Below are 26,630 nucleotides of genomic sequence, written 5' to 3' on the forward strand. Positions count from 1 at the left end.
TCGCCCCGCGTAATACAATAGATTAAAATTGATAATTAATACCGACCATGCCGCGAACACCATAATACTCAACTTGCAGTGGGCGATTTTCATCTCCCAAATAATATTTAAGCGGTTCGTTAGTTAGGTTATTTAATTCAAGATAAACTAATGCATTTTCGTTAAGCTGGTATGACGTAGTAAAATCAACACTAACATTTTCGCCATAATAGCTATCCGATTGCCGATCACTGCCATGCTCTTCGATGTACTCGCCTTTATAATTTAGGGCAACCCGCGCGGCAAAGAAGCTGTCATCGTAATATAAGGTAAAGTTATAGAGGTTATCGGCTTGACGCGGAATCGCTACTTTATCGCCACGATCTGGAATACTCATTTGTGAGTCCATAAAGGTCGCATTTACCATTACTCCAAAGCTATCTAGAGTCGGATTGATGAAGCCCAAATCGCGATTAAAGGCCATCTCAATACCTGCAAGCCATGCGCTGTCGCCATTTTCTGGGCGCACAATATTTACACCACTGTTATCATTAAACTGACCAATTGAGCTACTTAGAAAAATTGGGTCGCTAATGTCCTTGTAAAACAGGCCTGCAGAGACTAAACCAACACGTTCAAAGAAATGCTCAACCATCAAATCAACATTATTTGAGTAGGTGGGCTCGAGTTCGGGGTTACCGGTAACAAGTTCGTTATCTGCTTCTAAGTAGGTTGCGCCTGGTGTTAAAGAGCCAAAGTCAGGACGTGAGAACGAGCGGGTTAATGCTAAGCGGTAATTGGTTTGCTCGCCGCTGTGATAAGTAACATGTAATGCAGGTAACACCGATAGGTAATCATTTTTAGCATGACTTGGTGTAACTCTATCTTCATCAGCTAGGTATGTATAACCATTCACTTCAGTATCGGTTTGAGTTAGACGTAAACCACCTAGTATTTCCCAGTCGTTATTAATTGTATAGGTTGCCATACCATATAGTGAGGTATGCTGCTCGTTAACATCAAAGTTACGTCCTAACGCACCGCCATTTTCAATTAAGGCAGACTCACTTTTATCAAGTACAAATTTTTCTTTATTGGTATTCCAAAACTGCGCTAGATCACCGGTATCAACAACTTGCGAAAATTGCTGTTGGTAATCAATAGCTAATTCATTTAAAAAATCATTGCGGCCTGGCTGATCTGCCAAAGTAAAGTCACTTAAGCTTGGCGCAGCGCCATAGTTTGCTTCATCCCACGCGTAAAATTCATCGCTAAAGCGGGCGACACGTTCTTTATCACGGTATTTGGCACCTATTTTTACAGTTAAGTTTGCATCGACTTGCCATTCGAAATCGGCACTCGCGACAATTTTATCTTTCTCATTAACGAATATTTTATATAACTCTACCCATGAAAGATTAGTATTAGCAGGATCGAACGAAAAATCACTAGGTAAATGGTTACTGATTGCATTCCATGGATCGCTGCCACCATCAATCGTATTATAAGCGTAATTTTTGCCTGTGCCCCTGTCTTCTAGTCCTTGAAAGCCAACCTGTTTTTGGTCAAATCTGACAACAAAATAACTGTTGTCTTCGCTATTTGGGGTATTGCCATAACGAAATTCATTCTCGTAACTTGATAACTTCCAACTAAGAGTTTTGTCATAACCAAAATAATGCTCTGCCTCTAACTCAAGCCCAGTCATTTCGGTAATTAATTCATTGCGGATATGTTGTACTTCAGCGCGATTTTTATCAAAGCGCATACGGTGCTTATAATGTGTTTCGTCATCAATTAAAGTCCCATACATGGCTGTGGCGCTAATTGTGCCTTGTTCAAGTTGATACTCAACAGCACCATTAAGTCCATAAGTTTCGCGCGTGCCGGTATAATCTCGTAACTCTAAGCGATAAATGCCTAAACCATCATTGCCACGGCGCGGCTCATAGTTATCAGTGGCCCAGTCACGTTGCCACGCAGTCGCATTGATCAAAAAACCTAATTTGTCGTCTAGTAAGCGGTCGCCGTAAAGTAAGTTTGCTGAATAATTAGTGCCATCGGCAAGCTCATTTTGACCAATTGCAAAATTAGTATTAAACACAAAATCATCGGGCGCTTTTTTAGTGATAAAATTAACATTACCGCCAATGGCGTCACCTTCAAGGTCAGGGGTTAGCGCTTTCGACACTTCGACAAATTCAATTAATTCACTAGGGAAAAAGTCAAAAGCTGTTGCTCGACTGGTGGTTTCTTCTTCAGCCGTTGGTAAACGATCGCCGTTGATACTCGCAGAGCTCCACTGTGCCGGTAGACCGCGCACAGCAACAAAACGACCTTCACCTTGGTCACGTTCAATCGACACACCTGGTATACGCTGTACAGCTTCAGCTGCATTTCTATCAGGTAGTTTTCCAATACCGTCAGCAGAAATAATATTTTTAATACTTTTGGCATTTTTTTGGTTATTAGCTGCCGCCATTTCACCGCGCTGAATTTGGCCGACAGCAATTATTTCTTCAATGGCGTTATTATTATTTGCAGCAAAAAGAGTGATTGGTTTTAGCTTTTTTATTTCGCCTTCACCAACAGTAATATCAACAAAATAAGGCTGATAGCCTAAATAGGTCACTTTAAGTTGGTGTTTACCTGGATTTAACTGCGGTAACTCAAATTGTCCCTGATAGTTTGTTACGGTACTTTTACCAGTACCAACTACTGTGATTAATGCGCCAGAGAGCAGTGATCTACTATCTTCTACAGTGCCTACAAATGTAGCGTTACCGGCAACGGCATCTTGGGCAATAAATAACGGGCTAGTACACAGTAATATAGCAGTGGCTATTGCATGTCGTTTCATTATTAGTTTTACCTTAAGTTTATTTTGGTCTAGACCAGATGTTTTAGCTAATAATAGTGATGAATTTTTACAAACATGTGACGAAACTAATTTTTTTCACAGGAGGGGATTTTTTTAAGGTAACAAAAAGCCCAGCACTAAGGCTGGGCGGTTATTCTTTGTATTAAACTTAATGTTTTTGCATTTTACTCATTTCAGCATGGCAGCTCTGCATAGTAAGTAATACCTTTGATAACGCTGCTTCACAATCATGGGACTGAGGTTTTTTCAACGCTATTTTAATTTCTTCTAAGGTTTTATCTTCTACTTCCTCAAGCTCTTTAACGTAGGTTTGATCGTTATCGTTAGTAAATTTACTAATCAAAGTTGTGAATGCTCGGCGCGCTTCTACAACAAACGATGAGCCATCTTCGCGCTCACCCTGTTGATTAATTGCGTAAGGTTGTAAACTCTCCACACTGACTTTACGAGCGTCAATCATACGTTGAAATAGGGCACCTATTGCGGGGTCCTTTACTTTATCTTGTGCTGTTTGGTAAAAGTCGATGCCGCTATTCATTACTTGGATAATGTCGGTAATATGATTAATTTCTTGTCCTTGATGGGTGCTCATAATAATGACCTCTGTTAATTTAAAATACTGTCATTACTAAGCAAGCGCTATTCCAAGTAGGTTGTTTTTTAAGTGTTTGTATTTTATGGTTTTTAATTTTTTAGTAGGCTTGCTAACTGAGCGTTAGCAAGCAAATTTTACATAAAAGTTTGTAAGAAGGTTATTTTAGCTCATCCGCTACTTCAGCTACTTTTTGGCGTAACCAAATATGACTAGCGTCTCTGTGTAATAAAGGGCTCCATATCATATCAAGTTCAAATGGCGGGATAGGAAAGGGGGGCTCCAGTATTTTAAGCCCAGGATCGTCTAAATAAATATTAGCCGCTTTTGAGGGCAAAGTCGCAACTAAATTTTTCTCTTTGGCTAAGTGAACAGCCACATGGTAGTTACGAGTAAAAGTGGCAATATTACGGTGTTTACCAAAATGAGCCAGTGCCTCATCAACCCAGCCCAGCTTTTGCACATCTTTAGGGTCCATCCCCACACCAACACCAAAGCCTGTTTTACTTACCCAAATATGGCGAGCTTTTAAATAGCTGTCTAGGCTAAAGTTTTTAATAATGGGGTTATCTGATTTTACTAAACAACAAAAGCTGTCTTTCCAAATACGTTTATGATGAAACGATTGTGGTAAATTTTCAAAGCGGTTAATCGCCATATCAACTTTACCGTTTTCAACATCGTGAAAGGTAACATCACTAGGGGTTAAAATATCTAAGGTGGTGTCGGGCGCTTCTTCGTGTAGTTTCCCTAATAAACGCGGCGCCATGGTACTGGCCGCGTAATCACTGGCCATGATCCTAAACACTCGCTTACTTTGTTTAGCTTCAAACTCACGGTTAGGTGCCAGAGTTTCTTCAAGAGTCATCAAAATTCCACGAATTACTGGCTGCAACTCAATAGCACGCTCAGTCGGCACCATACCATCGCTGGTACGCACTAAAATAGGATCGTTAAAAAGGTTACGTAGGCGTTTAAGTCCGTTACTCATTGCCGGTTGAGTAATACTAAGCTGGTTTGCAGCACGAGTAACATTACATTCGCGCAGTAATGTATCGAGGTAAACCAGTAAATTTAAATCTATTTTACTTATATTCATTGTGTGTCCTTAACGTTTACCAATAATGGATAAAACGCTGTGCTGTAGGATAGGGATAAATGTGACTCACCTTTCCATTTTTTATATTTTGTTGTGCTTGTTTCCAAAAGTTAACATCAAGTAATTCAGGGTGCGTGCTAGTTAAAAATTGTTTATATGTTGGATTGGGCATAACAAAGGTACATAGCTGCTCTGGAAATACATCCTGAGGGGCAACCGAGTAACTTTGTTCATCCGTTAAATAATCGTCATAACTTTTTGCCTTAGGTAGTGCTCTAAAGTTCATGTCTGTTAAATATTGCACTTCGTCGTAATCGTAAAAAATAATCCGTTTGTGCTTACTTACCCCAAAGTTTTTTAACAACATGTCGCCGGGGAAAATATTCACAGCAATCATTTCTTTGAGCGCTTGGCCATACTCTTCTATGGCATCGGCGGCACTTTTTTCATCTGCATTTTCTAAAAACAGATTCAGTGGCGTCATTCGTCTTTCAATATATAAATGTTTTATTATTAACCAGTCACCTTCAATGACCATTGATGATCCAATGGTTTTATACAACTGCGCTAACAAGTTACTATCAAAACGCGCTAAAGGAAATACGACGTTTGAATACTCTATGGTGTCGGCCATTCGCCCTACACGGTCGTGGCTTTTAACCAGTTGATAGCGTTTTAATACCGTATCACGACCAAATGGTTTACTTTCGCCAAATTTATCTTTAATAACTTTAAATACATAACCAAACGAGGGGAGGGTAAATACCATCATCACCATACCGGGTGTACCAGGTGCAATGGTAAATTGGTCATTAGAATGAGTTAAATGATTCAAAAACTCACGGTAAAACTCAGTTTTTCCTTGTTTATGAAAACCAATGGCGTTGTAAAGCTCGGCTAAAGTTTTATTTGGCATGAGTTGGTTTAAAAACCGCACTAACGCTGAGGGGGCGTGAGTTTCTACCATAAAGTAAGCTCGTGCAAAGCCAAAAATAACCCGCATTTGCGATGACTTAGTCAGTAGGGCATCAAGATATAACCCTTTATCTTCATGATGAAGTACCGCAATGATAAAAGGTTGAACGCCGCTTTGCGATACGACACGTCCTACAATATACGCTGCTTTATTGCGGTAAAACGGCGTGTGTAATATATCAAAACGCATTTGCCAATGCTGGTGGTGAGTATCGGGAGCTTGCTTATAAAACGCTTTTACTAATAAACGAATATCACGCTCAAGGTTGACAAAATCGGCTTTAAAATCAAAGTGGTTAATAATACGTTTAATTGTTGGTTTTAAACCATCCACGACGGGGAAGTAACTTCTATATTCAGCCTCTACTGGCACTGAGGGCGCATCTTTGAGTGTCGCTTCAACAAAAATAAAGTCGTTATGAAAATAGCGGCGGTGGTACAAGCGGCAAAATACAGAATTATAAAATGTTTCGGCAAGCTCAGCCTGCGGGTGAAAACATAAAAAATGCTGGTAAATTTTCTTTACTTCAAGCCATAAACTTTCGTTTAGCTGGTCTGTTTGTTGGCGTTCACGTAAGGTTTTTGTGGTTTCGTTAACCCGATCATCGTAATAGCTAATACGTAGGCGGCTAATATCATTAATTGCTTGCCAATCTCTTTTAGCAAACGCATGAGGCGCTTTTGCTGTTGTTCTTTGAAACAGCAGGTAATGTTTTTTAAATCCGGTTAATATTAACTCAGCAATTTGGCGTGGTTGCATCAGTACTCCTTAATTGACGCCTTTGGGTGTTTAGTAAAGTGCCGGTGGATACCATTTAATTTGTAAAAGCGGGTCAAAGGAAATTGCACCACTAAACACGCATTAGAGTTTGTACTCTATAGTTGTTAAGGGTATGTTATTTTATGTTTAAAACCAAGCAAATTAAGATGATATTTATTTAAGTTAGTTAGAGTCTGTTTGGTAGGCATCAATCTTTTTTTGTAATTTCTTAATTCGTTTTTCAATTAATTTTTTATCTTTTTTATATTGCTTATCTAAACTTTTTTGCGTTTTTTTAATATCTTTTCTAATTCGTTTTTTATCATCGGCACTTAATATATGATTCAAGCGTTGTTGTTGTTTAAAATCAGCACGGTCTTTTTCTCGTGAAAGTATAGCGAGTTTATGCTGGTTACTGCGCAGCTCTGCCTCTAAGTTAGTAATTATGGTGTCGCGCTCAAGCTCGTTTAACTGCTTAGTGTAGTTTATTTCTTCACCTGTTTGTTTTGGCTCAGTGGCAGTTATTTTATACATGGTTGCATTGTTACTACAGGGCAATTGTGAAAAGGTAGTCCCTTTTGGGGTTACGCATTTGTAATAGGTAGTTTGGGCTAGTGCAACAGAGCTAAAGCATAAAAGGCAGGCAGTAATGATCAGATTAATAACGTTGAACATAATGATTCTCCTTTGCGCATCTGATCGAGTTAAAATGTTTTAATCCTAAAAACTATAACTTAGCTGAGGGGGATAGCAAGTGCAAAGGAGCAATAACAGAAACCAAGCGAGTCAGTTTTAATGGCTCGCTCATATTATGAGGTGCTATTGAGAAAACGTTTTAAGCTTTTTAATACTGTGTACTAAAAACGGAATATCAAGTCCTTGCTCAATAGAAAACCCTTCAGCCGCGGAAATGTTTCTAAAGTTTCCATCACGATCAATCAGCGTAATTCTATCTTTTTTATAAGCAATTACGACACCTTGTGAGTAATTAACGCCAATATTATTGCTTTTACTGTATAAGTTTTCGCCTAGCATAGTTTGCTTAGCAAGCGCATTACAGTTTAAGTATTGGCCAAGGCTAGTAGCAATAATATCACTAGGTTGAATTAAGCCATTCACTTTAGAAATAAACTTATCTGAGCTATATAGCGTTGACGTGGTCACTATTTCATTGCTGTTTTGAGACACACTAAATGCAAAAAACTCAGTAGCATCATCACGAACCGTTGCATTTTCAGTCGCTTTAATCACCCTGATTGCACTGTCTTTGTGTGCTTGCTCGTTAATAAAGCTCAGCTCATCAATACCAAATACTTTTACACTTCGACGTTGGCTTTGCCAAACGGGTAAGGTTTGTTGCTCAATAATGTCGGTTTTATAAAATGCAGGCAGGCCATACACCAAACCAAATAGCATGTCGCTCTGATCGGTGGGTTGTAAAAATTGTTGGTTTTTATAAATGCTTTTTTTGCTAGCAACAAATTTTGTTAACTGCTCGTCATTATCAAAAACTAAAATATCAACTTTAGCCGCGTTGTAATCTTCACATTTTGCTAATGGGGTAGGTATTTGGTAATTAATACCTTGGTTATTAATTTTAACATTATGTGCCTGTTCGTAGCTTTCAACATCCAATAAGTCGTTTTTAGCGAGTAAACTTTTGGCTGTAGTAGGGTACGAAAGTGGCAGTACGTTGTCTTGCTTGGTGATATCAAACTTTAAATTTGCATCAGCCCAAATATGAATGCTGTGGCTTAATGCAAAACAAATCACTAAAAAAGAACCTGCATAACGCGCAAATTTAAATTGCTTTAAGCGTGCTAGATGGTGCCAAGTAAAGTTACTAACTGTAAGCTGAAAGCCTAAAATAAGTAATACAATACTTCCTGCTAGCAAGGTAGTGAGCGCCGGTGAATTTGTTAAGCGGTGCCACAACAGCGAAATAATTTCAGGCAGTGCTGAGGCATTTAAGTGATAGCCTAAGTTAAAATACACATAAGCGTCTAAAGTCAGTATTGAAGCACCTATTGTTGCTATCACTGCCGCCATGCCGCGAATATGCTGCGGATAGGGGAACACTAAACTTAAAGGAAAGACCGTCAGCACAAACGCTAAAAAGGCAATAAAGCTGGTGTGGCTTAGCCACGTAACCACCATATAAGCGATACCTATAAAAGTGGTGGGTGGCGAGTCGGCAAATAAATAGCTTAAGCTAATTAAAAGCGCCAAACCAATATTGGCAAATGTAAACCAATGGCCCCAACTTAATAATTGACTTGCTTTCGATGAAAACTGGTTATGCTGCGATAAATTCATAGAGTTTATTTAACCGACTGAGCGAGTGCTTTTGCAAAGTTCTCAGTAACAGCTTGTCTTTTCCCTGTTGGTACATGCTCTTTTAAGATATGCGTGATAGAATTTCCTAAACACATAAGACTTAAATCAACCGGCGCATTGTGTTTTGATAAAACATCAATAAGCTGATCGACGATTTGTTCTACTTCTTCATTAGAGTATTTTGATAAGATTGGCATCAGTTGGTTCAATAAAAATAGTTATATTCCCGTATTTTAACACCAGAGGCGTGAAAAACAAAGATGGCAATAGATGTTAAAAAATTAGTCGTGCACTATGTAGACAAAAAAGATGACGACACCCAAATTCACCTTCGCAACGACGAAATGATGATCAACGACAAAGTTGCTGTATTCATTGAGCAATTACACCACGCCTACAACGGCAAGCCAGGCAAAGGTTTTTGTGCTTTTAGTGGAGAAAAAAACAGCATTGTTGCCTCTACTATGCAAAGCTATCGTAATAATGAGCTTGGCTTTTGGCATATGACCGAGCAGGCATCAACGGTATTAAAAGAAGAGTTAGATAAATACGCCTTTAATGAAACTGGCTACTTAGTATTTTGTCATTATCAGTACGTGGCTACTGATTATATGTTGATTGCCATGATCAACATTAAAGAGCACTACTCCATGACTTCAGAGCTTGATTTAGCCGCATCGCGCCATTTAGATATTTCGCGTATGCAATTGGCTGCTCGCATCGATTTAACAGCATGGGATACCCAAGCAGACGATAATCGATATATTTCGTTTATTAAAGGTCGTGCAGGGCGAAAAGTGGCTGACTTCTTTTTAGATTTCTTAGGTTGTGAAGAGGGCATTGATCCTAAGCAACAAAGCCAAGTAATGCTAAGCGCGGTAGAAGATTACTTATCAGAGCAAGAATTTGATAAGTCTGAAAAGGACGATTTACGTAAGCAAGTATTTGATTATTGTAATGACTGTGTCACCACAGGCGAAGAGGCTAATGTAAGTGAACTTTCAGCAACGCTGACCAAAGGCGACGACAACCCGTTTGAGAGCTTTTGTAAAGAGCAAAGCTATGACCTAGAAGAGTCATTCCCAGTCGATAAGAAAACAGTAACGAGTATGGTGAAGTTTTCAGGCTTAGGTGGCGGTGTGAGCATTAGCTTTGAGCGTAAACATTTAGGTGAACGTGTAACATACAACGAAGCAACAGATACACTGGTAATAAAAGGCATTCCGCCAAACCTAAAAGATCAGTTACAGCGCTTTATGGAGCAAGAGCAAGATTAAACTCACAGCGGGCTACGGGTTTTGGGATCAGGCTCGTAACCCTAACCCCGCAGCCCGCCCCGCTAACTTTCGATTATAATTTTACCCTCTAAAAGCGCAGCGTCTCTTAGCCCTCTTTGTGAACAATTTTCTTAAGATCTAATTGCACTAAGAGAAGAGAATGAGGATTAAATGAGAAGATAAAACAGGTATTAGCAGATAACTGGTAGACGTAGAGCTTGCTCACGTGTGAAGCGAAGCTTCAAATGTTTTAACCTTTAACCTTTAACCTTTAACCTTTAACCCACTCCTCGCAGTCCGAACCCCGTTGCCAGTTACATAAATTCCAAGCAATAAAAAACCGCGTTAAAATCAATTAACGCGGTTTTTTTAGCTTTGAGCTAAACTTAGTGCTTATTCAGCATTAAGTGTTTTAGTCATTGCAGAGCTTGCACGACCAGCAGGTTTTACCGAGCCAGGGCGAAGGCCACTGTCAGGGATTAACTCACGCTTGTCATGTGCCATTGCAACTGATGTATGCTTGATTTCGCTATCAGCTACAGGTGTTGGCTGTGCCATTGGCGCACTTGCATGTCCAGCTGTAATCACTGTTTTAGCGTTTACATTAGTAGGGCTCGCTTGCGACACTGTCACAGGCTGACTTTCAACTACAGGCGCTTCTTTAGCTTCTACAGGTGTTTCAGTAGCACTAACCGGTGCAGTTTCTGCTTCAACAGCGACTTCTTCAGTTTGTACTGGCTCTTCAGCTTTCACTGGTTCTTCAGATTGTACTGGTTCTTCAGCTTTTACTGGCTCTTCAGTTTGCACTGGCTCTTCAGCTTGTACTGGTTTTTCAGTTTGTATTGGTTCTTCAGTTTTAACTGGCTCTTCAGCTTTAACTGGTTCTTCAGCTTTCACTGGTTCTTCAGCTTTCACTGGTTCTTCAGTTTTAACTGGCTCTTCAGCTTTCACTGGTTCTTCAGCTTTCACTGGTTCTTCAGTTTTCACTGGCTCTTCAGTTTTTACTGGTTCTTCAGTTTTCGCTAACTCTTCTTCAACAATGTTTTGTTCAACTGCATCAGAGGCATCAACAGCCGTTTTGTGTGCTTTTGCTTTTAGCTCTGCTTCGTATTCAGCTGCAGCTTGATCAGCAACGGGTACAAACGCCGGCGCTTCATCAGACTTTTCTTGCGCGTTTTCACCTTCAGGGCGACGACGACGCTGACCTGATGCACGAAGATGACGTGGTGAACGACGTGAACGAGTGCGTGTTTGCTCTTGTTCTTCATCTTGTGATACTGCGTTATCGTTTGAATCTACAACAGCTTCTGCTTGTTCTTTAGCAGGTGCAGGTGCTTTTTCATCTGATACAGGCGTTTGCTTTTCAACAACAGGTGCTTGCTCTTTCACTTGTGGCTTTTCTTCTTTCACCACAGGTTGCTCAACAGGTTGTTCTATTGTTTGAACTTGCTCAGCACTTTCGTCTTGTACGCGAACTTTTTTGCGTAAATTACGACGTTGACGACGTACTTTAGGCTTTTGCTCTTTTGGCTCAGCATTCTTATCAGATTTAGGCGCAGTATCCGCTTTTTGAGTTGCCTCTGCTTTTACTTGCGTTTTATCTTCTGTTTTATGCTCAGGACGTTTACGCGTATTTGAATTACGACGGCGCTTATTGCGGTTTTCATTCTTTTCTTGCGTATCGCTTACAGGTGCTGACTCATTTTTAGTTTCAGACTCTGTATTACGTTCGTTGCGTGGTTTATTACGTGGGTTATTATTGCGACGACGTTGGTTGTTACGACGACGATTATCATTGCCACGGTTGTTATTGGTACGCTCTTGAGATTTCTTCTCAGAAGACTCTTGTGTTGTTTGTTCACTTTCGCTTGCAAATAACGACTTAATCCATTTGCCAAGTGCAGTAAATAAGCCAATTTCAGCTTTTGCTTCTACTACTGGCGCAGCTTTTGCTGCTGCTTGTGGAGCAGGGCTAGAAGGCATAACGACACCTTTAAGCTTCGGCTCTTCACGTACAGGTGCTGCTGGCGATTTAGACATTTCAAATGCTTCAGGCTCAGGCGCAACAACTTGCTCGTAGCTTACAGTTTCAAGCGTTTCATCTTTACGTAAGCGCATTACTTCGTAGTGTGGTGTTTCCATGTGTTGATTAGGAATAATCACTACGTCACATTTGTGATGCTTTTCAATGCGGTGAACGCTACGACGTTGCTCATTTAATAAATAAGCGGCAACAGCAACAGGCACTTGTGCGTTTACTTGTGCAGTGTTGTCTTTAATTGCTTCTTCTTCAATCAAGCGTAAAATTGATAGTGCAATTGACTCGTTTGAACGAATAGTACCTTGGCCGCTACAACGTGGACAAACACCTTGGCTTGCTTCACCTAGTGAAGGGCGTAAGCGCTGACGCGACATTTCAAGTAAACCAAAGCGCGAAATTTTGCCAATTTGTACACGGGCACGATCTGGGCGAGCAGCATCTTTTAAACGGTTTTCTACTTCACGTTGATGACGTGGAGGAGTCATATCAATAAAGTCGATAACAATTAAACCACCTAAGTCACGTAAACGAAGTTGACGAGCAATTTCATCCGCTGCTTCTAGGTTGGTGTTAAGTGCTGTTTCTTCAATATCACCGCCTTTTGTTGCTTTAGACGAGTTGATATCGATAGACGTAAGTGCTTCAGTAGGGTCAATAACAATTGAACCGCCTGACGGTAAACGCACTTCACGTTGGAACGCAGACTCAATTTGGCTTTCAATTTGGTAATGCGTAAATAACGGTGTGTCACCTTGATAAAGCTTAACGCGGCTCATAAAGTCAGGACGAAAACGCTCAATGTGCGCTTTAGCTTCTTCAAAAACACGTGGTTTATCAATTAAAATTTCGCCAATGTCACGACGTAAATAATCGCGAATAGCGCGGAAAATAACGTTACTTTCTTGGTGAATTAAGAATGGCGCTTTAGCACTGTCTGCCGCTTGTTGAATGGCTTCCCAGTGGACTAATAATGCTTTTAAATCGTAGTTTAGTTCTTCAAACGATTTACCAACACCCGCAGTACGTACAATTAAGCCCATACCTTTAGGTAGTTCTAAACGGCTTAGCGACTCTTTAAGTTCAGTACGCTCATCACCTTCGATACGGCGAGAAATACCGCCAGCGCGAGGGTTGTTTGGCATAAGCACTAAGTAGCTGCCGGCAACGCTGATAAAAGTAGTTAATGCTGCACCTTTTTGGCCGCGCTCTTCTTTATCAACTTGTACTATTACTTCTTGACCTTCTTTGATCACGTCGCGAATATTCGGACGACCATGGAAGGTGTAACCTTGTGGGAAGTAAGTACGAGCAATTTCTTTTAATGGAAGGAAACCATGACGATCAGCACCGTAGTCAACAAATGCTGCTTCTAAAGATGGTTCAATGCGTGTGATTTTGCCTTTATAAATATTGGCTTTTTTCTGTTCGTGACCTGGGCTTTCTATATCTAAATCATATAGGCGCTGGCCGTCAACCAGTGCTACGCGCATTTCTTCTTGCTGCGTTGCATTGATTAGCATACGTTTCATAATGTTACTCTACTAGTTTATGTCGCTGACATGACGATGTTTTTCTCGCCTGTTCAGGTGTTCCTATTTTTAGAATGTGCAGCCTCACGACTGGGTCTTTAACGGAACGGCTCTGTATTTTGGTACGCAGTATTTTAAATGCCGGCAAACAATAGGGTGTTATCACGCTATTAAATTCTAAAAGGATTCAAATGTGTCGGCTATTTAGCTCAATGCACATTTTATCCAGAAGTTGGCCTGTCATATCAATCTTGTTAAATGCATTCATATTAGGTGCGTAGGGCTCTTTAGGTTCAAACCATAGTTTCGTTTTTAAAACTACCGTTATCTATTTTATGAGCAAAAATCGCTACCGATGTTAATGAACGCTTATTTATTAGATTTTTTAGTTCTAAATAAGCTGCTGTACGGTACTACTACAATATTTGAGCGAATTCTGAACGGCGTGTTGTTACGCCGTCACTATCAGACAAATTATCTGTTCATTGCTTTTACTATCACATTAAAAATCAATTCATGTTCAAACTTAACCAGCAATATATTACGCGCATTGCCGTTAGTTGTGCGCACGTGTTAACTGGGTATGTATAAAAGCTTTGGAAAACTTAACTCGGATCTGTATGATCGGTTACCCAGAATGTGCATCACGAATGTTTTGTTGTGTTAAAAAGCACCGTTGTTATTTGCAAATACTAAATATTTGCGCTGCTGATTATCCCACTATTATAACCGTGTTAGCAACTAAATTATTTTACTTAAATCAGTGATTAGGCAATGTCAGAAAAAACCGGCTTACAAGTAACTTTTGTCACTATCAACGAAGACCACTTAGGTCAGCGTATTGATAACTTTCTTATTACCCATTTAAAAGGGGTGCCTAAAAGCGCAGTTTACAAAATTCTTCGTAAGGGTGAGGTGCGTGTAAATAAAAAACGTATTAAGCCTGTTTATAAATTGCAGCTAGACGACGTTATTCGTATACCGCCAATTAGAGTGTCAGAGCGTGAAGAGTTTGTACCGTCAAAACTCGATAAAGTAACGCGCCTCGAAGACGATATATTATTTGAAGATAAATACCTAATTGTTATTAATAAGCCCTCAGGCATGGCTGTGCATGGCGGTAGTGGCTTAAGCTACGGACTTATTGAAGCATTACGTGTTTTACGCCCAGAAGAGCGCAGCCTTGAGCTAGTGCATCGGTTAGACCGCGATACTTCAGGTTGTTTACTTATTGCTAAGCGTCGCTCAGTGCTGACCGCTTTGCATGAGCAATTACGCGAAAAAACCATGGAAAAAAATTACTGGGCATTGGTAGAAGGCCAATGGGACTCGAAAACGAAAAATGTAACGGAAGGTTTGCGTAAAAATACCCTTAAATCGGGTGAGCGCGTAGTACGTGTTGATAACACGGAAGGTAAACCGTCGCATACTCGTTTTAAAGTGCTTGAGCGTTATAACGATTGTTCATTAGTACAAGCATCCCCTGTAACTGGTCGTACTCACCAAATTCGTGTGCACACTCAGTGCCAAGGTCATGCCATTGCCTGTGATGACAAATACGGCGACCAAGGATTTGACGAGTCAATGCGTAAACGTGGTTTAAACCGCTTATTTTTACACGCCCATGATTTAAGCTTCTATCATCCGAAAAACGAAACCACTATGCGAGTAGAAGCACCGCTTGATAAAGCACTATCAAGCTGTTTAGTTAAACTTAGAGCAGCAAAAGCGTGAATGTAACGCCGATTAAAAAATATAAACTGGTGATTTTTGATTGGGATGGCACCATCATGGATTCAATTAGCAAAATCGTTAATTGCATTCGCAAAAGTGCCCAATCACTTAATATTGAGCCGCCAAGCGATACCGCCAGTAAAAATATTATTGGTTTATCGCTTGAAAACGCAATCGCAACCTTGTTTCCTGCTCACCGTGAGCATCACGAAGCGCTTATTGCAGGGTATAAACAGCAATATGCACTTAATACAACCCCAACACCGCTGTTTGATCACGTTGCACAAGTACTCACTGCGTTAAAAAATCAAGGCATAATATTGGCGGTTGCCACAGGTAAAAGCCGAGTAGGACTGGAACGTTTACTGGATGTAAGCCAATTGCGTCACTTTTTTAGTGCTACGCGAACCAGTGACGACGCTAAATCAAAGCCTGCTCCCGATATGCTTTATCAATTGCTTGAAGAGCTAGGGGTAAGTGTTGATGAAGCGCTAATGATAGGCGACACGCAAATAGATATGGCAATGGCAAAAGCCGCTGGCATGGATAGAATAGGGGTAACCATGGGCGTGCACAACGCTGCGCAATTAAACGAATTAACCCCGATTGCAACCGTTGACAACTATCAGCAGTTGCAAAATATATTACTCGGTTAATCAGTTAATTTGCGCTAGGCATTTGCGCTGCTAATACATCAACACCAAACTCAGCCAATAATTGGCTGAGTTTAATGAGTGGTAAACCAATTAAGCTGTTTGGATCATCACCACTGAGTCTTTCAAATAAACAAATACCCAAGCCTTCACTTTTAAAACTTCCTGCACAGTTATAAGGTTGCTCTGCATCGCAATAAGCACTTATTTGCGCCGTTGTTAACGTTTTAAAGGTTACATTGAATGGCTCAACAATGGTTTTGCATTGCTTAGTGTGAATATCGAACACACACAAGCCCGTTAAAAAAGTGACTGTTTGCCCGCTAAATAAGCTCAATTGCTTTATTGCGTTTTCTTTATTGTGCGGCTTACCTAATATTTGACCATCAAATACAGCAACCTGATCGGAGCCAATTGCGAGGCCTTGGTCAAAATGATCGACGGCTGCAGCGGCTTTTAATTCGCTGAGGCGCTTAACAAGCATGGTTGGTGTTTCGTTTTTATGCGGCGTTTCGTCAACATCGGGCGAAAACGTTTCAAACGGCAGATTAAATTTTTGTAATAAAGACTGCCTAAATGGCGAGCTTGAGGCTAATATAAGGAGGTGCTTCATGGCATGTTTTCCTAGCGTAAATCAGATTGAGTTAGGATAAATCAGATCCGTGAGTAAAACACGTGAAAAACAACGTAAAATTGGTTTTTTACTTTGACTAACTTACTAACTATCTATATGATGCAGCCCCTATGCAAAAGGTGAAAATTCCCATCACCCTTCATCCGGGCAAAGCAGCTCAGCATCGTTTAAAGTATGACGGCGTTGTACCGCTTGAGAAACTTCCTCGTTTACGAGGGGTTATCCAGGAAGAAGTAGGTGAAATAGCGGTAAAAATTCATTGCAAAAACGATGAGCAAGGTTTAGTTGTGATTAGTGGCAATTTGTCCACACACGTAACTGTAACTTGTCAACGTTGTAATGGTGATTTAGGGTTGGATTTGGATCAAGACTTTGTGTATTCGCCAGTCGGTTTGGATGCAGAGTCAGATGATCTTCCAGAAAGCTACGACGAAGTAGCACTTGATGAAAATGGTGAAATAGACGTATTTGAGCTAATCGAAGACGAACTTATTTTAGCAGTGCCATTAGTGCCTACCCACAACGAAGCTTCATGCAGTTATACAGCAGAGCCTGCCAGCTTTGGTGTTTTAAAGGCGGAAGATGATAAACCAAATCCATTTGATATTTTGAAACAACTTAAGAAAGATTCTTAGGAGAAGACTATGGCTGTACAAAAAAGCAAAAAGTCTCGTGCAAGACGCGGCATGCGCCGTTCACACGATGCGATCAGTGGTCCAACTTTAACTGTAGACCAAACATCTGGTGAGACTCATCGTCGTCACCATGTGACTGCAGATGGTTACTACAAAGGCGTTCAAGTAATTTCTAACTAAGAGATTGCTTATATGCTGACTAATCTAACCATAGCGTTAGATATGATGGGGGGCGATTATGGCCCCCGTTCATCTATCCCCGCAGCCGTTCGTGCGGTAAATGCTAATGCCAACTTAAAACTCATTTTATGTGGCAACGAGCAAGTAATAGCTAAACAACTAGAATCACTCGATTCACTTTCTCATCCCAGATTAATTATTCGCCATTGTAACGATGTTGTTACCAATGCCTGCGAACCCGCTGTTGCTGTTCGCTCAAAAAAAGATTCTTCCATGCGAGTTGCCCTTGATTTAGTTAAATCGGGTGAAGCGCAAGCCTGTGTTAGCTCTGGCAATACAGGAGCGCTATTTTTTATGGCGCATTACGTATTAAAAATGCTTCCAGGGGTGAAACGTCCCGCACTTATCTCTGCTGTACCTACTGAACGTAAAAATCCCGTTTACTTACTCGACTTAGGCGCTAATGTGCATTGTGATGCGCAAATGCTGTATCAGTTCGGCATTATGGGATCAGTGGTTGCAGGTCAAGCACTTGGCTGCGATAACCCTAAAGTGAGTTTATTAAATATTGGTGCTGAAGATATAAAAGGCCACGAAGAAATTAAGCAAGCCGCACAATTAATGCAACAAAGCGAGCTGATTAATTATATTGGTTACAGTGAAGGCAGTGATATTTTTTCTGGCAAGGCCGATGTTATTGTCTGTGAAGGCTTTGTTGGTAATGTTGCACTTAAAACCTGTGAAGGCATTGCTAAACTTATCATGAAAAAGTTTACCCGTGCCCTTGAAAAGCACGTCGTTTACAAGTGTATGGCGTTTATGTTGGCGCCAATCATAAAAAAACTCTATAAAAGAGTGAACCCCGACCAGTATAACGGCGCTTCTCTGGTAGGATTGCGCGGTATTGTTGTTAAAAGTCATGGAAATGCCTCAGCGAAAGCATTTCATGCTGCAATCGACGAAGCAGTGAAAGAAGTAGAACGTCAACTTCCAGATAAAATAGCTGCTATTTTCGAAAAAACACATTCTAAAGACACGGCGGTTGAATAACAGTTAACGTGCCGTGTTACACATTATTTATTTTGTTTAATTATAAGAGCAAATTATGGCACAAAAAATTGCACTTCTTTTTCCAGGTCAAGGCTCGCAAACTGTGGGTATGTTACAAGAGCTACTAGCGAGTTCTGACATAGTAAAAGCCACATTTGCAGAAGCTTCAACCGCACTTGGTTACGATCTAGCAGACCTTGTACTTAACGGTCCAGAAGAAAAACTAAATCAAACACACCGTACTCAGCCTGCATTATTAACTGCAAGCGTTGCTATTTATCGTCATTGGTTAGCTGCAAACCCAGATGCTGACGTCGTTATGGCAGGTCACAGCCTGGGTGAGTATTCAGCTTTAGTATGTAGCGATGTGATCAGTTTAAGCGAAGCCGTAAAACTGGTTGAAAATCGCGGTTTATACATGCAAGAAGCCGTACCTGCTGGTGTAGGTTCTATGGCCGCTATTATTGGTTTAGGCGACGATGAAATTAAAGCCGCTTGTGCAGCAGCGGCACAAGGTGAAGTGGTTTCTCCAGTAAACTATAACTCGCCTGGTCAGGTTGTTATTGCCGGTCATAAAGATGCAGTTGATAGAGCCTCTGTTGCTTGTAAAGAAGCCGGAGCAAAACGAGCACTGCCATTATCTGTAAGTGTGCCGTCGCATTGTGAACTAATGAAACCAGCCGCAGAAAAATTAGCCGCCGATTTAGCCGCTTTAACATTTAATACACCTAAGTGTGATGTAATCAATAATGTTGATGTAAAAGCAGAAGGTTCAGCAGATGCAATTAAAGAGGCATTAGTGCGCCAGCTATATAGCCCTGTACGCTGGACCGAAACGGTTCAAGCACTGGTTGCACAAGGTGTAACGCAAAGTTATGAATTTGGTCCTGGTAAAGTACTAACCGGGCTTGCAAAACGTATTGATAAAGCGATGGTGTGTGGTTCAGTTAACGACCTTGCATCAATCGATTCAGCTAAATAAGAGTATATAAAATGAGTAATTTATTTTCTTTAGAGGGCAAAGTTGTCCTGATAACTGGCGCTAGCCGTGGTATTGGTAAGGCCATTGCAAACACATTAGTAGCACAAGGTGCAAAAGTAGCGGGCACAGCAACAAGCGAGTCGGGTGCGGCTAATATTAGTGAGTACTTAGGTGATAACGGTAAGGGTTATGCGTTAAACGTAACTGATCCTGCATCGATTGAGGCGACATTAGCGGCAATTAAAGCCGATTTAGGTGATATTGATGTATTAGTAAATAATGCAGGTATTACGCGCGATAATTTATTAATGCGCATGAAAGAAAATGAGTGGGACGATATTATCGATACCAACTTAAGTTCTATCTTCCGTTTATCTAAGGCCGTACTTCGCCCAATGATGAAGAAAAAGAACGGCCGTATCATCAATATCGGCTCAGTAGTGGGAACTATGGGTAATGCGGGTCAAGCCAACTATGCAGCTGCTAAAGCGGGTGTTATCGGTTTTTCTAAGTCACTAGCGCGTGAAGTAGCTTCTCGTGGTATTACTGTAAACGTGGTAGCACCTGGTTTTATTCAAACAGACATGACCGATGATTTGACAGATGAGCAAAAAGCAGCAACGCTTGCAAACGTACCTGCGGGTCGTTTAGGTCAGCCAGATGAGATTGCAGCTGCAGTATGTTATTTAGCATCTGACGCCGCTGCGTATGTATCAGGTGAAACTTTGCATGTAAATGGTGCGATGTACATGGTTTAAGTTCGCAATGCGAATTAAATAAACTATAAATTGCATGCGGGTTTGCTAAAAAATATTGAATTTTTCGAAAACTTGCTTTAAACATACTTGAAATCGCTGTGAAAATAAGCGATAAAAGATAAAATAAACACTCAAGAGGTTTGACCAGCAAATTATTTATGGTCAAAAGATTGAATCAGAGAATTATCGGACGTAAACTACGCCGCAATCTGAAAATAACGCATTGGCGTTTTTAATAAAGGAAAGAAGAATGAGCGATATCCAAGAACGCGTAAAGAAAATTATCATCGAACAGCTAGGTGTTAAAGAAGAAGAAGTTAAAAACGAAGCTTCATTCGTTGATGACCTAGGTGCAGACTCTCTTGATACTGTTGAATTAGTAATGGCTCTTGAAGAAGAGTTCGACACTGAGATCCCAGATGAAGAAGCTGAAAAGATCACTACAGTACAATCTGCAATCGATTACGTTACAGCTCACGCTGAGTAATTAATCGCAAATTAAGGGCAGCATTCGCTGCCTTTAATCTTTATATCCAAACCACCTCAAAGTACATGATTCAATTCCAAACCCTCACTCATCATCAGCAATTAAATTGTTATTGCTCAGCGTTGGTTATTGGTTTGAGACTCGCACTTTGAGGTAGCTTGGGTATGATCATCCCCAATACTAATAACATAACTAGCAACAGCGTTAGCGCTGAAATAAACTGAGCTAAGTTAATTGGTATAATAATAATTCCTTATTGGAGGCAAACCGTGGCTAAACGTCGTGTCGTCGTAACTGGCTTAGGAATGTTGACGCCGCTAGGCAATGATGTTCAATCAACCTGGCAAGGCTTATTAGATGCTAAAAGTGGTATTCAAAATATTACCCACTTTGATACATCAAAATTTGGTACTCACTTCGCTGGTTTAATCAATGATTTTGATGCATCGGCTTACATGTCACCAAAAGATGCTAAAAAAATGGATTTATTTATCCAGTATGGCATTGCAGCGGGTGTTCAAGCTTTTCAAGATTCTGGCCTCGAAGTTACTGAACAAAACGCATCACGCATTGGTGTAGCGGTGGGTTCAGGCATTGGTGGCTTAACCCTTATTGAAGAAAACCACGTAAAATTATTAAACAGCGGCCCACGTAAGTTATCGCCGTTTTATGTACCGTCTACCATTATTAATATGATCTCGGGTCATTTATCGATAATGCACGGCCTGCGTGGTCCTAATATTTCAATTGTAACGGCATGTACTACAGGCCTGCACAACATTGGTCATGCCGCACGTATGATTGCCTACGGCGATGCCGATGCAATGGTTGCCGGTGGTGCAGAAAAAGCGTGTACGCCAATTGGAATGGGTGGCTTTAACGCCGCACGTGCGCTTTCAACGCGTAATGACGATCCACAAGCAGCGTCTCGCCCGTGGGATAAAGACCGTGATGGTTTTGTACTTTCTGATGGTGCCGGTGTGGTGGTTGTTGAAGAATACGAACACGCTAAAGCCCGTGGCGCTAAAATTTATGCAGAACTTGTTGGTTTTGGCATGAGTGGTGATGCCTACCACATGACCTCACCACCAGAAGATGGCGCAGGTGCAGCTCTGGCAATGGAAAACGCATTAAACGATGCGCAAGTAAATGCAGAGCAAGTTGGCTACATCAACGCACACGGTACGTCTACTCATGCGGGTGACAAAGCAGAAACGTCAGCGGTTAAAACTATTTTTGGTGATTCAGCTAAAGACGTAATGGTAAGTTCATCAAAATCTATGATGGGTCACTTACTTGGAGCTGCAGGTTCTGTTGAGTCGATAGTGTCTATTTTATCGTTGACCGAGCAAAAAGTGACGCCAACAATTAACTTAGATAACCCAGACGAAGGCTGTGATTTAGATTACATACCGCATACAGCACGTGATGCTAAACTTGATTACGCTTTGTGTAACTCATTTGGGTTTGGTGGTACTAATGGCTCGTTACTGTTTAAAAAGGTATAATCTTTTTTAACAACGAACGACAATAAGAACCCAGTTGTTTAACTGGGTTTTTTTATGTGTAAAAAATATGCAAACAATAATAGCAGCAAACGAAACCAGTAGCATAAGCACCCGTGATAGGGGCTTAAACTATGGCGATGGCTTTTTTACCACCGCAATTATTACTGATGGACAGGTTGAGCATTGGGCTTATCATAAAGCACGCTTGATTGAATGCGCGCAGCGTTTGGGCTTTCCTGCACTTGAGTTTACAGCTCTTGAGTCTCACATTACTCAGCAAGTAGCATCACATCCTCAAGCGGTCCTTAAAGTCGTGATAACACGCGGCGAGGGCGGGCGAGGCTATGCGCCACCAAGCGAATGTAATTTAAATATTATTGTGAGTGTTTTAGCTTATCCAGATCATTACAACAGTTTAACAGATGCAGGCATTAGTTTAGCTATTAGCCCGATTAAGCTGGCCGTTCAACCTCATTTAGCTGGACTTAAAACTTTAAATAGGCTTGAACAAGTACTGATCAAAAATGCCCTACAAACTCAGCACAGCGATGATGCGTTAGTCCTTGATTACAACAACAATGTAATTGAAACTTCAGCGGCTAATATTTTTGCAATAAAAAATAATAAAGTATTTAGCCCAAGGCTCGATGAATGCGGTATTAAAGGTGTTTTTCTGCAATCTTTATGTGATAAATTAACCGTTGAATTTAAAACTGTCAGCGTTGATGACCTTACCCAAGCAGACGCCGTATTTTTATGTAACAGCTTAATGAAAATTGTGCCCGTAAAAAGTATAGGCGAGCACTGTTTTGATATTGTGCACAGCCAATCATTACTAAACGAGTTACTAGCCAAGGAGGCTTAGTGTTAAAAGTTATATTATCAGTATTACTACTGGCTTTTTTTAGCTCTGTGATTGGCTACCAGCAATTACAAGCAACCATTCAAACGCCACTAAAGGTAGCTACTAATACCCAATTTAAAGTTGAAAAAGGCACCGGTTTTAATAAGTTATGTCGCCAATGGCAACAGCAGCAGTGGCTTGAAGATTGCTGGCGGTTTCAAATATTAGCTAAACTCGATCCAACTTTGACTGACCTAAAAGCAGGTTTGTACGAGCTAAGCGCAGATAGCGTAATAAACAACATAAAAAAAATAAACCAGGGTGAGCAAATTAGTTTTAGCTTTACCATTATTGAAGGTCAAGCACTTAGAGATGTATTAAATACGGTAAAAATTGCTCCACATTTACAAAACGATTTAAAACTCGAACAGCTTGGCGAGCAAATAATCGGCAAGCAAACTCACCTTGAAGGGTGGTTGTTTCCCGATACCTATCATTATCATAGTAACGACAGTGCGAGTAGTTTATTAAAGCGTGCAGCGCAAAAAATGCAGCAAACATTGGTAGATGCATGGCAGCAACGGGCAAGTGATTTACCTTACGATACCGCCTATGAAGCCCTGATAATGGCTTCTATTATCGAAAAAGAAACCGCGCTTGCCAGTGAGCGCCCGTTAATTGCTTCGGCGTTTATTAATCGCTTAAATACTAATATGCGCTTACAAACCGACCCAACCGTAATATATGGACTAGGCGAAGATTTTGACGGCGATATCAAACGTAAAGACCTAAGGAATTACACGCCGTATAATACCTATCGTATTAACGGATTACCGCCCACACCCATTGCCATGCCTTCCAAAGAAGCTATTTTAGCTGCGGTAAACCCGCCCAAAAGCGAGTATGTTTACTTTGTAGCAAAAGGCGATGGTAGCCATCAGTTTTCAACCACATTAAAACAACATAATGCGGCGGTTAACCAGTATATTTTAAATAAAAAGAATTAGTGTTTATGAAACCAAAATTTATAGTTATAGAAGGCCTAGAGGGCGCGGGTAAATCTACCGCCATTGCCCTGTGCCAAGACTTTTTAAATCATCATCATGTTGATTTTATCAATGTGCGCGAACCCGGTGGAACACCACTGGCTGAATCGTTACGTACTTTAGTAAAAGCAGAACACCAAGAAGAAATAGCTTTTGAAACTGAGCTGCTAATTATGTATGCCGCGCGTTCACAACTAATGCATAATGTGATCAACCCAGCGCTTGAACAAGGCCAGTGGGTATTGGCTGATCGTCACGATTTATCGTCACAGGCGTATCAAGGTGGCGGGCGAGGAATTAGTGCAAACACGTTAGCGTCGTTATCGTCTATGGTGTTAAAAGGTTTAAAACCCGATTTAACTATTTACTTAGATATAGACCCTGTTATAGGCCTTGAACGTGCAAAAGGCCGTGGTGAGCTAGATAGAATTGAGCAAGAAGCCATTGAGTTTTTTCAGCGCACCCGTATGCGTTACATTGAGCTTGCAAATGATGATGACAGCATAAAAACAGTTGATGCCAACCAAAGCATCGATAAAGTTCACCGTGATATTACCAATGTACTACGCACGTTTTTTTCAGGGTTAAAATAATATGGCATTGCCGTGGCTTAATGAGGTAGAGCAACGCTTAACTCAAAGCTATAAAGCCCAACGTTTTCATCATGCGCAACTGTTTTGTGGGCCCATTGGGGTTGGCAAATTTGAACTAAGTGAGCAACTCGCAAACAGTTTGCTATGCCAAAATACGCAAGTACAGTTAAGTAGCCCCACTAGCGTACTAAGACCTTGTGGGCAATGTAAAAGTTGTTCATTAAACTTAGCGGGTACACACCCAGACAAACGCATTACCCAAGTAGAAGGGCAAAGCATAGGTGTTGATGATATTCGCGGCATAAGCGATTTTATGCACCAGTCTGCTGCGCAAAATGGCAATAAAGTGGCGATTATCGAAAACTGCGAAAAAATGACCACCGCAGCCGCTAATGCGTTATTAAAAACCCTTGAAGAGCCAAGTAATAGTCGGTTTTTAATCCTAACAACCAGCCAAGTGGCGCAGTTACCAGCGACTATTTTAAGCCGTTGTGCTAAAACCGAGGTTAAAGTAACTAATAACCAATTAGCACAACAATGGTTAAGTAGTTTGGATGTGCCTAACTATACCTGGTTGTCGTTATTTTATAGCCAACCATTGCAAGTAAAGCAGTGGCAACAGCAAAATCAGCTAGAAAATATTGATACGCTTTATAAATTTGCAACTGAGTTTAAACAAAGCCATAATTTCAATGCGTTAGTCGATATAATAAATAAGCAGCCCGAGCTTGTTCGTATTTTTACTTTATTTTTAAGTGAGCAGCTCAAACAACAGCTTTTAAATGGCATGAGTTTTGACTCTTACCAAGTAGCTCAGCAAGCACTGAATGATTTTTTACAGAATAACATACAAATACTTGGGTTAAATTTACCGCTTGCGGTATCACGACTAGCGTATACATTACGTAACCAATAAAAAGGACTAGATATGCAAGAGCTATTAGTAGATATAGACGACCTTGATGAACTATATCGCTGTTACATGCCTTTTTTAAAAAAAGGTGGGTTATTTGTACGCACCAATATGCGTTATGAACCTGGGTATTCACTTGCCTTACGCGTTACCTTACCTGACGCGCTAGAAGATGACGTGGTAACCGGAAAGGTTACGTGGGTCACTCCACAAGGCGCTCAGAGCTCAAATCCACCGGGGATCGGCATTAGCTTTTTAGATGACAAAACCAATCTAAACGCGAAGATCGAAAAACTGCTGGGGACTATGTTAAACTCCGGCAATCCAACTTATACCATGTAGTAAAAACAGGCCTTATTTTGATTGTAGATTCTCATTGCCATTTAGACCGTCTTGATTTTGATAAACTCGATTTAAACCTAGACCAAGTACTTGATAACGCCCGCGCTAAAAAAGTAGAACATTTTTTATGTGTCAGCGTCACACTTGATCAGTTTCCCAATATGCTAGAGCAAATTAAGCATTACGATGACGTTTCTGCGTCATGTGGCGTGCATCCACTCGATCAAAAAGACGCACTCAACAAACAGCAATTAATTGACTTAGCCTCACACGACAAAGTAGTAGCCATTGGCGAAACTGGGCTTGATTATTACTACGCAAAAGACACCCATGCAGTGCAACAAGCGAGTTTTGTTGGCCATATTGAGGTAGCTAATGAATTACAAAAGCCACTTATTATTCATACTCGTGATGCCCGTGCCGACACTATTAATTTAATGCGTGAACATAAAGCAGAAAATTGCGGTGGGGTACTTCACTGTTTCACTGAAGATTGGGATATGGCCAAAAAAGCCATTGATATGGGATTTTATATTTCTATTTCAGGCATTGTGACCTTTAAAAATGCGGTAGAGCTTAAAGAGGTAGTAAAGCAAATTCCTCTCGATCGACTGCTTATTGAAACCGACTCGCCTTATTTAGCACCAGTCCCATATCGTGGTAAAACTAATCAGCCAGCGTATGTTGAAGACGTGGCTTATTACATTAGTGAACTCAGAGGCATTAGCTTTAACGAGTTGGCAAAAGCCACTACTGATAACTTTTACTCTTTATTTAAATTAGCAGCTAAAGGCTAACCTC

At 40.7% G+C, this 26,630-nt stretch carries 25 protein-coding genes; 16 read left to right on the forward strand and 9 right to left on the reverse strand.

Annotated elements, in window-relative coordinates:
* Window positions 1-22 precede the first annotated feature (22 nt).
* From AC0VZ5_RS06335 to AC0VZ5_RS06365, 7 genes are all read right to left on the reverse strand, one after another.
* Complete coding sequence (locus tag AC0VZ5_RS06335) at window positions 23-2,839, reverse strand: TonB-dependent receptor (protein ID WP_475474595.1); 2,817 nt, start codon at window positions 2,837-2,839, stop codon at window positions 23-25.
* A 169-nt stretch (window positions 2,840-3,008) separates the two neighbouring features.
* Window positions 3,009-3,452 (reverse strand): ferritin-like domain-containing protein, encoded by a 444-nt coding sequence (locus AC0VZ5_RS06340; RefSeq protein ID WP_290170743.1) that lies wholly within the window; start codon window positions 3,450-3,452, stop codon window positions 3,009-3,011.
* A 160-nt stretch (window positions 3,453-3,612) separates the two neighbouring features.
* A complete protein-coding gene (locus tag AC0VZ5_RS06345) occupies window positions 3,613-4,551 on the reverse strand; it encodes a LysR family transcriptional regulator (RefSeq protein WP_475474596.1) in 939 nt (312 codons plus the stop codon).
* A 16-nt stretch (window positions 4,552-4,567) separates the two neighbouring features.
* Window positions 4,568-6,286: a bifunctional isocitrate dehydrogenase kinase/phosphatase gene (gene aceK, locus AC0VZ5_RS06350; protein ID WP_138607002.1), complete on the reverse strand. Its 1,719-nt coding sequence runs from the start codon at window positions 6,284-6,286 to the stop codon at window positions 4,568-4,570.
* A gap of 183 nt (window positions 6,287-6,469) precedes the next feature.
* A complete protein-coding gene (locus tag AC0VZ5_RS06355; protein ID WP_290170744.1) occupies window positions 6,470-6,961 on the reverse strand; it encodes a DUF4124 domain-containing protein in 492 nt (163 codons plus the stop codon).
* Window positions 6,962-7,105: 144 nt separating this feature from the next.
* Window positions 7,106-8,602: a DUF3413 domain-containing protein gene (locus tag AC0VZ5_RS06360; protein ID WP_138606998.1), complete on the reverse strand. Its 1,497-nt coding sequence runs from the start codon at window positions 8,600-8,602 to the stop codon at window positions 7,106-7,108.
* Window positions 8,603-8,607: 5 nt separating this feature from the next.
* Window positions 8,608-8,820: a YejL family protein gene (locus tag AC0VZ5_RS06365; protein ID WP_008109847.1), complete on the reverse strand. Its 213-nt coding sequence runs from the start codon at window positions 8,818-8,820 to the stop codon at window positions 8,608-8,610.
* Window positions 8,821-8,883: 63 nt separating this feature from the next.
* Between AC0VZ5_RS06365 and yejK the strand changes: the two genes are divergently transcribed.
* A complete protein-coding gene (gene yejK, locus AC0VZ5_RS06370) occupies window positions 8,884-9,900 on the forward strand; it encodes a nucleoid-associated protein YejK (protein WP_109874826.1) in 1,017 nt (338 codons plus the stop codon).
* 393 nt (window positions 9,901-10,293) lie between these two features.
* Here the strand turns inward: yejK and rne are convergent, their stop codons facing one another.
* On the reverse strand, window positions 10,294-13,470 hold the full coding sequence (gene rne / locus AC0VZ5_RS06375; protein WP_475474597.1) for a ribonuclease E: 3,177 nt from the start codon (window positions 13,468-13,470) through the stop codon (window positions 10,294-10,296).
* Window positions 13,471-14,244: 774 nt separating this feature from the next.
* Between rne and rluC the strand changes: the two genes are divergently transcribed.
* Window positions 14,245-15,204, forward strand: a complete 960-nt coding sequence (rluC, locus tag AC0VZ5_RS06380) for a 23S rRNA pseudouridine(955/2504/2580) synthase RluC (protein ID WP_054200702.1) — start codon at window positions 14,245-14,247, stop codon at window positions 15,202-15,204.
* Complete coding sequence (locus AC0VZ5_RS06385; protein ID WP_475474598.1) at window positions 15,201-15,860, forward strand: HAD-IA family hydrolase; 660 nt, start codon at window positions 15,201-15,203, stop codon at window positions 15,858-15,860. Before rluC ends, AC0VZ5_RS06385 begins: the two co-directional genes overlap by 4 nt.
* A 4-nt stretch (window positions 15,861-15,864) precedes the next feature.
* Here AC0VZ5_RS06385 and AC0VZ5_RS06390 read toward each other — a convergent pair whose 3' ends face one another.
* On the reverse strand, window positions 15,865-16,470 hold the full coding sequence (locus tag AC0VZ5_RS06390) for a Maf family protein (protein ID WP_475474599.1): 606 nt from the start codon (window positions 16,468-16,470) through the stop codon (window positions 15,865-15,867).
* A 131-nt stretch (window positions 16,471-16,601) separates the two neighbouring features.
* On the opposite strand from AC0VZ5_RS06390, the gene yceD reads away from it, so the two are divergent.
* The 13 genes from yceD (at window position 16,602) to AC0VZ5_RS06455 (ending at window position 26,626) form a co-directional block, all read left to right on the forward strand.
* Window positions 16,602-17,126, forward strand: a complete 525-nt coding sequence (gene yceD / locus AC0VZ5_RS06395) for a 23S rRNA accumulation protein YceD (RefSeq protein ID WP_008109862.1) — start codon at window positions 16,602-16,604, stop codon at window positions 17,124-17,126.
* Between the two features lie 9 nt (window positions 17,127-17,135).
* Complete coding sequence (gene rpmF / locus AC0VZ5_RS06400; protein WP_008109865.1) at window positions 17,136-17,306, forward strand: 50S ribosomal protein L32; 171 nt, start codon at window positions 17,136-17,138, stop codon at window positions 17,304-17,306.
* Window positions 17,307-17,318: 12 nt separating this feature from the next.
* The gene (gene plsX, locus AC0VZ5_RS06405) at window positions 17,319-18,356 is read left to right on the forward strand and encodes a phosphate acyltransferase PlsX (protein ID WP_008467405.1); all 1,038 of its coding nucleotides are present in this window, start codon (window positions 17,319-17,321) and stop codon (window positions 18,354-18,356) included.
* Between the two features lie 55 nt (window positions 18,357-18,411).
* Window positions 18,412-19,338 (forward strand): ACP S-malonyltransferase, encoded by a 927-nt coding sequence (fabD, locus tag AC0VZ5_RS06410; protein ID WP_054200706.1) that lies wholly within the window; start codon window positions 18,412-18,414, stop codon window positions 19,336-19,338.
* An 11-nt stretch (window positions 19,339-19,349) separates the two neighbouring features.
* Window positions 19,350-20,096, forward strand: coding sequence for a 3-oxoacyl-ACP reductase FabG (gene fabG / locus AC0VZ5_RS06415; protein WP_131690862.1), 747 nt, complete (start codon window positions 19,350-19,352; stop codon window positions 20,094-20,096).
* A 250-nt stretch (window positions 20,097-20,346) separates the two neighbouring features.
* Window positions 20,347-20,583 (forward strand): acyl carrier protein, encoded by a 237-nt coding sequence (gene acpP / locus AC0VZ5_RS06420; protein WP_008109873.1) that lies wholly within the window; start codon window positions 20,347-20,349, stop codon window positions 20,581-20,583.
* A 269-nt stretch (window positions 20,584-20,852) separates the two neighbouring features.
* Window positions 20,853-22,091 carry a beta-ketoacyl-ACP synthase II gene (fabF, locus tag AC0VZ5_RS06425; protein WP_075169377.1) on the forward strand — a complete coding sequence of 413 codons (1,239 nt, stop codon included), beginning with the start codon at window positions 20,853-20,855 and terminating at the stop codon, window positions 22,089-22,091.
* Between the two features lie 67 nt (window positions 22,092-22,158).
* A complete protein-coding gene (gene pabC, locus AC0VZ5_RS06430) occupies window positions 22,159-22,956 on the forward strand; it encodes an aminodeoxychorismate lyase (protein WP_475474600.1) in 798 nt (265 codons plus the stop codon).
* Window positions 22,956-23,942 carry an endolytic transglycosylase MltG gene (gene mltG, locus AC0VZ5_RS06435; protein ID WP_024601401.1) on the forward strand — a complete coding sequence of 329 codons (987 nt, stop codon included), beginning with the start codon at window positions 22,956-22,958 and terminating at the stop codon, window positions 23,940-23,942. The genes pabC and mltG overlap by 1 nt, the downstream gene beginning before the upstream one ends.
* 5 nt (window positions 23,943-23,947) lie before the next feature.
* Window positions 23,948-24,574: a dTMP kinase gene (gene tmk, locus AC0VZ5_RS06440; protein WP_010389641.1), complete on the forward strand. Its 627-nt coding sequence runs from the start codon at window positions 23,948-23,950 to the stop codon at window positions 24,572-24,574.
* Between the two features lies 1 nt (window position 24,575).
* Complete coding sequence (locus tag AC0VZ5_RS06445; RefSeq protein ID WP_475474601.1) at window positions 24,576-25,490, forward strand: DNA polymerase III subunit; 915 nt, start codon at window positions 24,576-24,578, stop codon at window positions 25,488-25,490.
* A gap of 12 nt (window positions 25,491-25,502) precedes the next feature.
* On the forward strand, window positions 25,503-25,829 hold the full coding sequence (locus tag AC0VZ5_RS06450; RefSeq protein WP_010389644.1) for a PilZ domain-containing protein: 327 nt from the start codon (window positions 25,503-25,505) through the stop codon (window positions 25,827-25,829).
* Window positions 25,830-25,846: 17 nt separating this feature from the next.
* Window positions 25,847-26,626: a TatD family hydrolase gene (locus tag AC0VZ5_RS06455; protein ID WP_475474602.1), complete on the forward strand. Its 780-nt coding sequence runs from the start codon at window positions 25,847-25,849 to the stop codon at window positions 26,624-26,626.
* The last annotated feature ends 4 nt before the right edge of the window (window positions 26,627-26,630 follow it).

The organism is Pseudoalteromonas sp. QJM3NY_12 (assembly GCF_056173165.1).

Bases quoted from the DNA above. Each gene is read 5' to 3' on its own strand.
- AC0VZ5_RS06335 (WP_475474595.1), bottom strand. From the start codon at position 2,839: ATGAAACGACATGCAATAGCCACTGCTATATTACTGTGTACTAGCCCG.
- AC0VZ5_RS06340 (WP_290170743.1), bottom strand. From the start codon at position 3,452: ATGAGCACCCATCAAGGACAAGAAATTAATCATATTACCGACATTATC.
- AC0VZ5_RS06345 (WP_475474596.1), bottom strand. From the start codon at position 4,551: ATGAATATAAGTAAAATAGATTTAAATTTACTGGTTTACCTCGATACA.
- aceK (WP_138607002.1), bottom strand. From the start codon at position 6,286: ATGCAACCACGCCAAATTGCTGAGTTAATATTAACCGGATTTAAAAAA.
- AC0VZ5_RS06355 (WP_290170744.1), bottom strand. From the start codon at position 6,961: ATGTTCAACGTTATTAATCTGATCATTACTGCCTGCCTTTTATGCTTT.
- AC0VZ5_RS06360 (WP_138606998.1), bottom strand. From the start codon at position 8,602: ATGAATTTATCGCAGCATAACCAGTTTTCATCGAAAGCAAGTCAATTA.
- AC0VZ5_RS06365 (WP_008109847.1), bottom strand. From the start codon at position 8,820: ATGCCAATCTTATCAAAATACTCTAATGAAGAAGTAGAACAAATCGTC.
- yejK (WP_109874826.1), top strand. From the start codon at position 8,884: ATGGCAATAGATGTTAAAAAATTAGTCGTGCACTATGTAGACAAAAAA.
- rne (WP_475474597.1), bottom strand. From the start codon at position 13,470: ATGAAACGTATGCTAATCAATGCAACGCAGCAAGAAGAAATGCGCGTA.
- rluC (WP_054200702.1), top strand. From the start codon at position 14,245: ATGTCAGAAAAAACCGGCTTACAAGTAACTTTTGTCACTATCAACGAA.
- AC0VZ5_RS06390 (WP_475474599.1), bottom strand. From the start codon at position 16,470: ATGAAGCACCTCCTTATATTAGCCTCAAGCTCGCCATTTAGGCAGTCT.
- yceD (WP_008109862.1), top strand. From the start codon at position 16,602: ATGCAAAAGGTGAAAATTCCCATCACCCTTCATCCGGGCAAAGCAGCT.
- rpmF (WP_008109865.1), top strand. From the start codon at position 17,136: ATGGCTGTACAAAAAAGCAAAAAGTCTCGTGCAAGACGCGGCATGCGC.
- plsX (WP_008467405.1), top strand. From the start codon at position 17,319: ATGCTGACTAATCTAACCATAGCGTTAGATATGATGGGGGGCGATTAT.
- fabD (WP_054200706.1), top strand. From the start codon at position 18,412: ATGGCACAAAAAATTGCACTTCTTTTTCCAGGTCAAGGCTCGCAAACT.
- fabG (WP_131690862.1), top strand. From the start codon at position 19,350: ATGAGTAATTTATTTTCTTTAGAGGGCAAAGTTGTCCTGATAACTGGC.
- acpP (WP_008109873.1), top strand. From the start codon at position 20,347: ATGAGCGATATCCAAGAACGCGTAAAGAAAATTATCATCGAACAGCTA.
- pabC (WP_475474600.1), top strand. From the start codon at position 22,159: ATGCAAACAATAATAGCAGCAAACGAAACCAGTAGCATAAGCACCCGT.
- tmk (WP_010389641.1), top strand. From the start codon at position 23,948: ATGAAACCAAAATTTATAGTTATAGAAGGCCTAGAGGGCGCGGGTAAA.
- AC0VZ5_RS06445 (WP_475474601.1), top strand. From the start codon at position 24,576: ATGGCATTGCCGTGGCTTAATGAGGTAGAGCAACGCTTAACTCAAAGC.
- AC0VZ5_RS06450 (WP_010389644.1), top strand. From the start codon at position 25,503: ATGCAAGAGCTATTAGTAGATATAGACGACCTTGATGAACTATATCGC.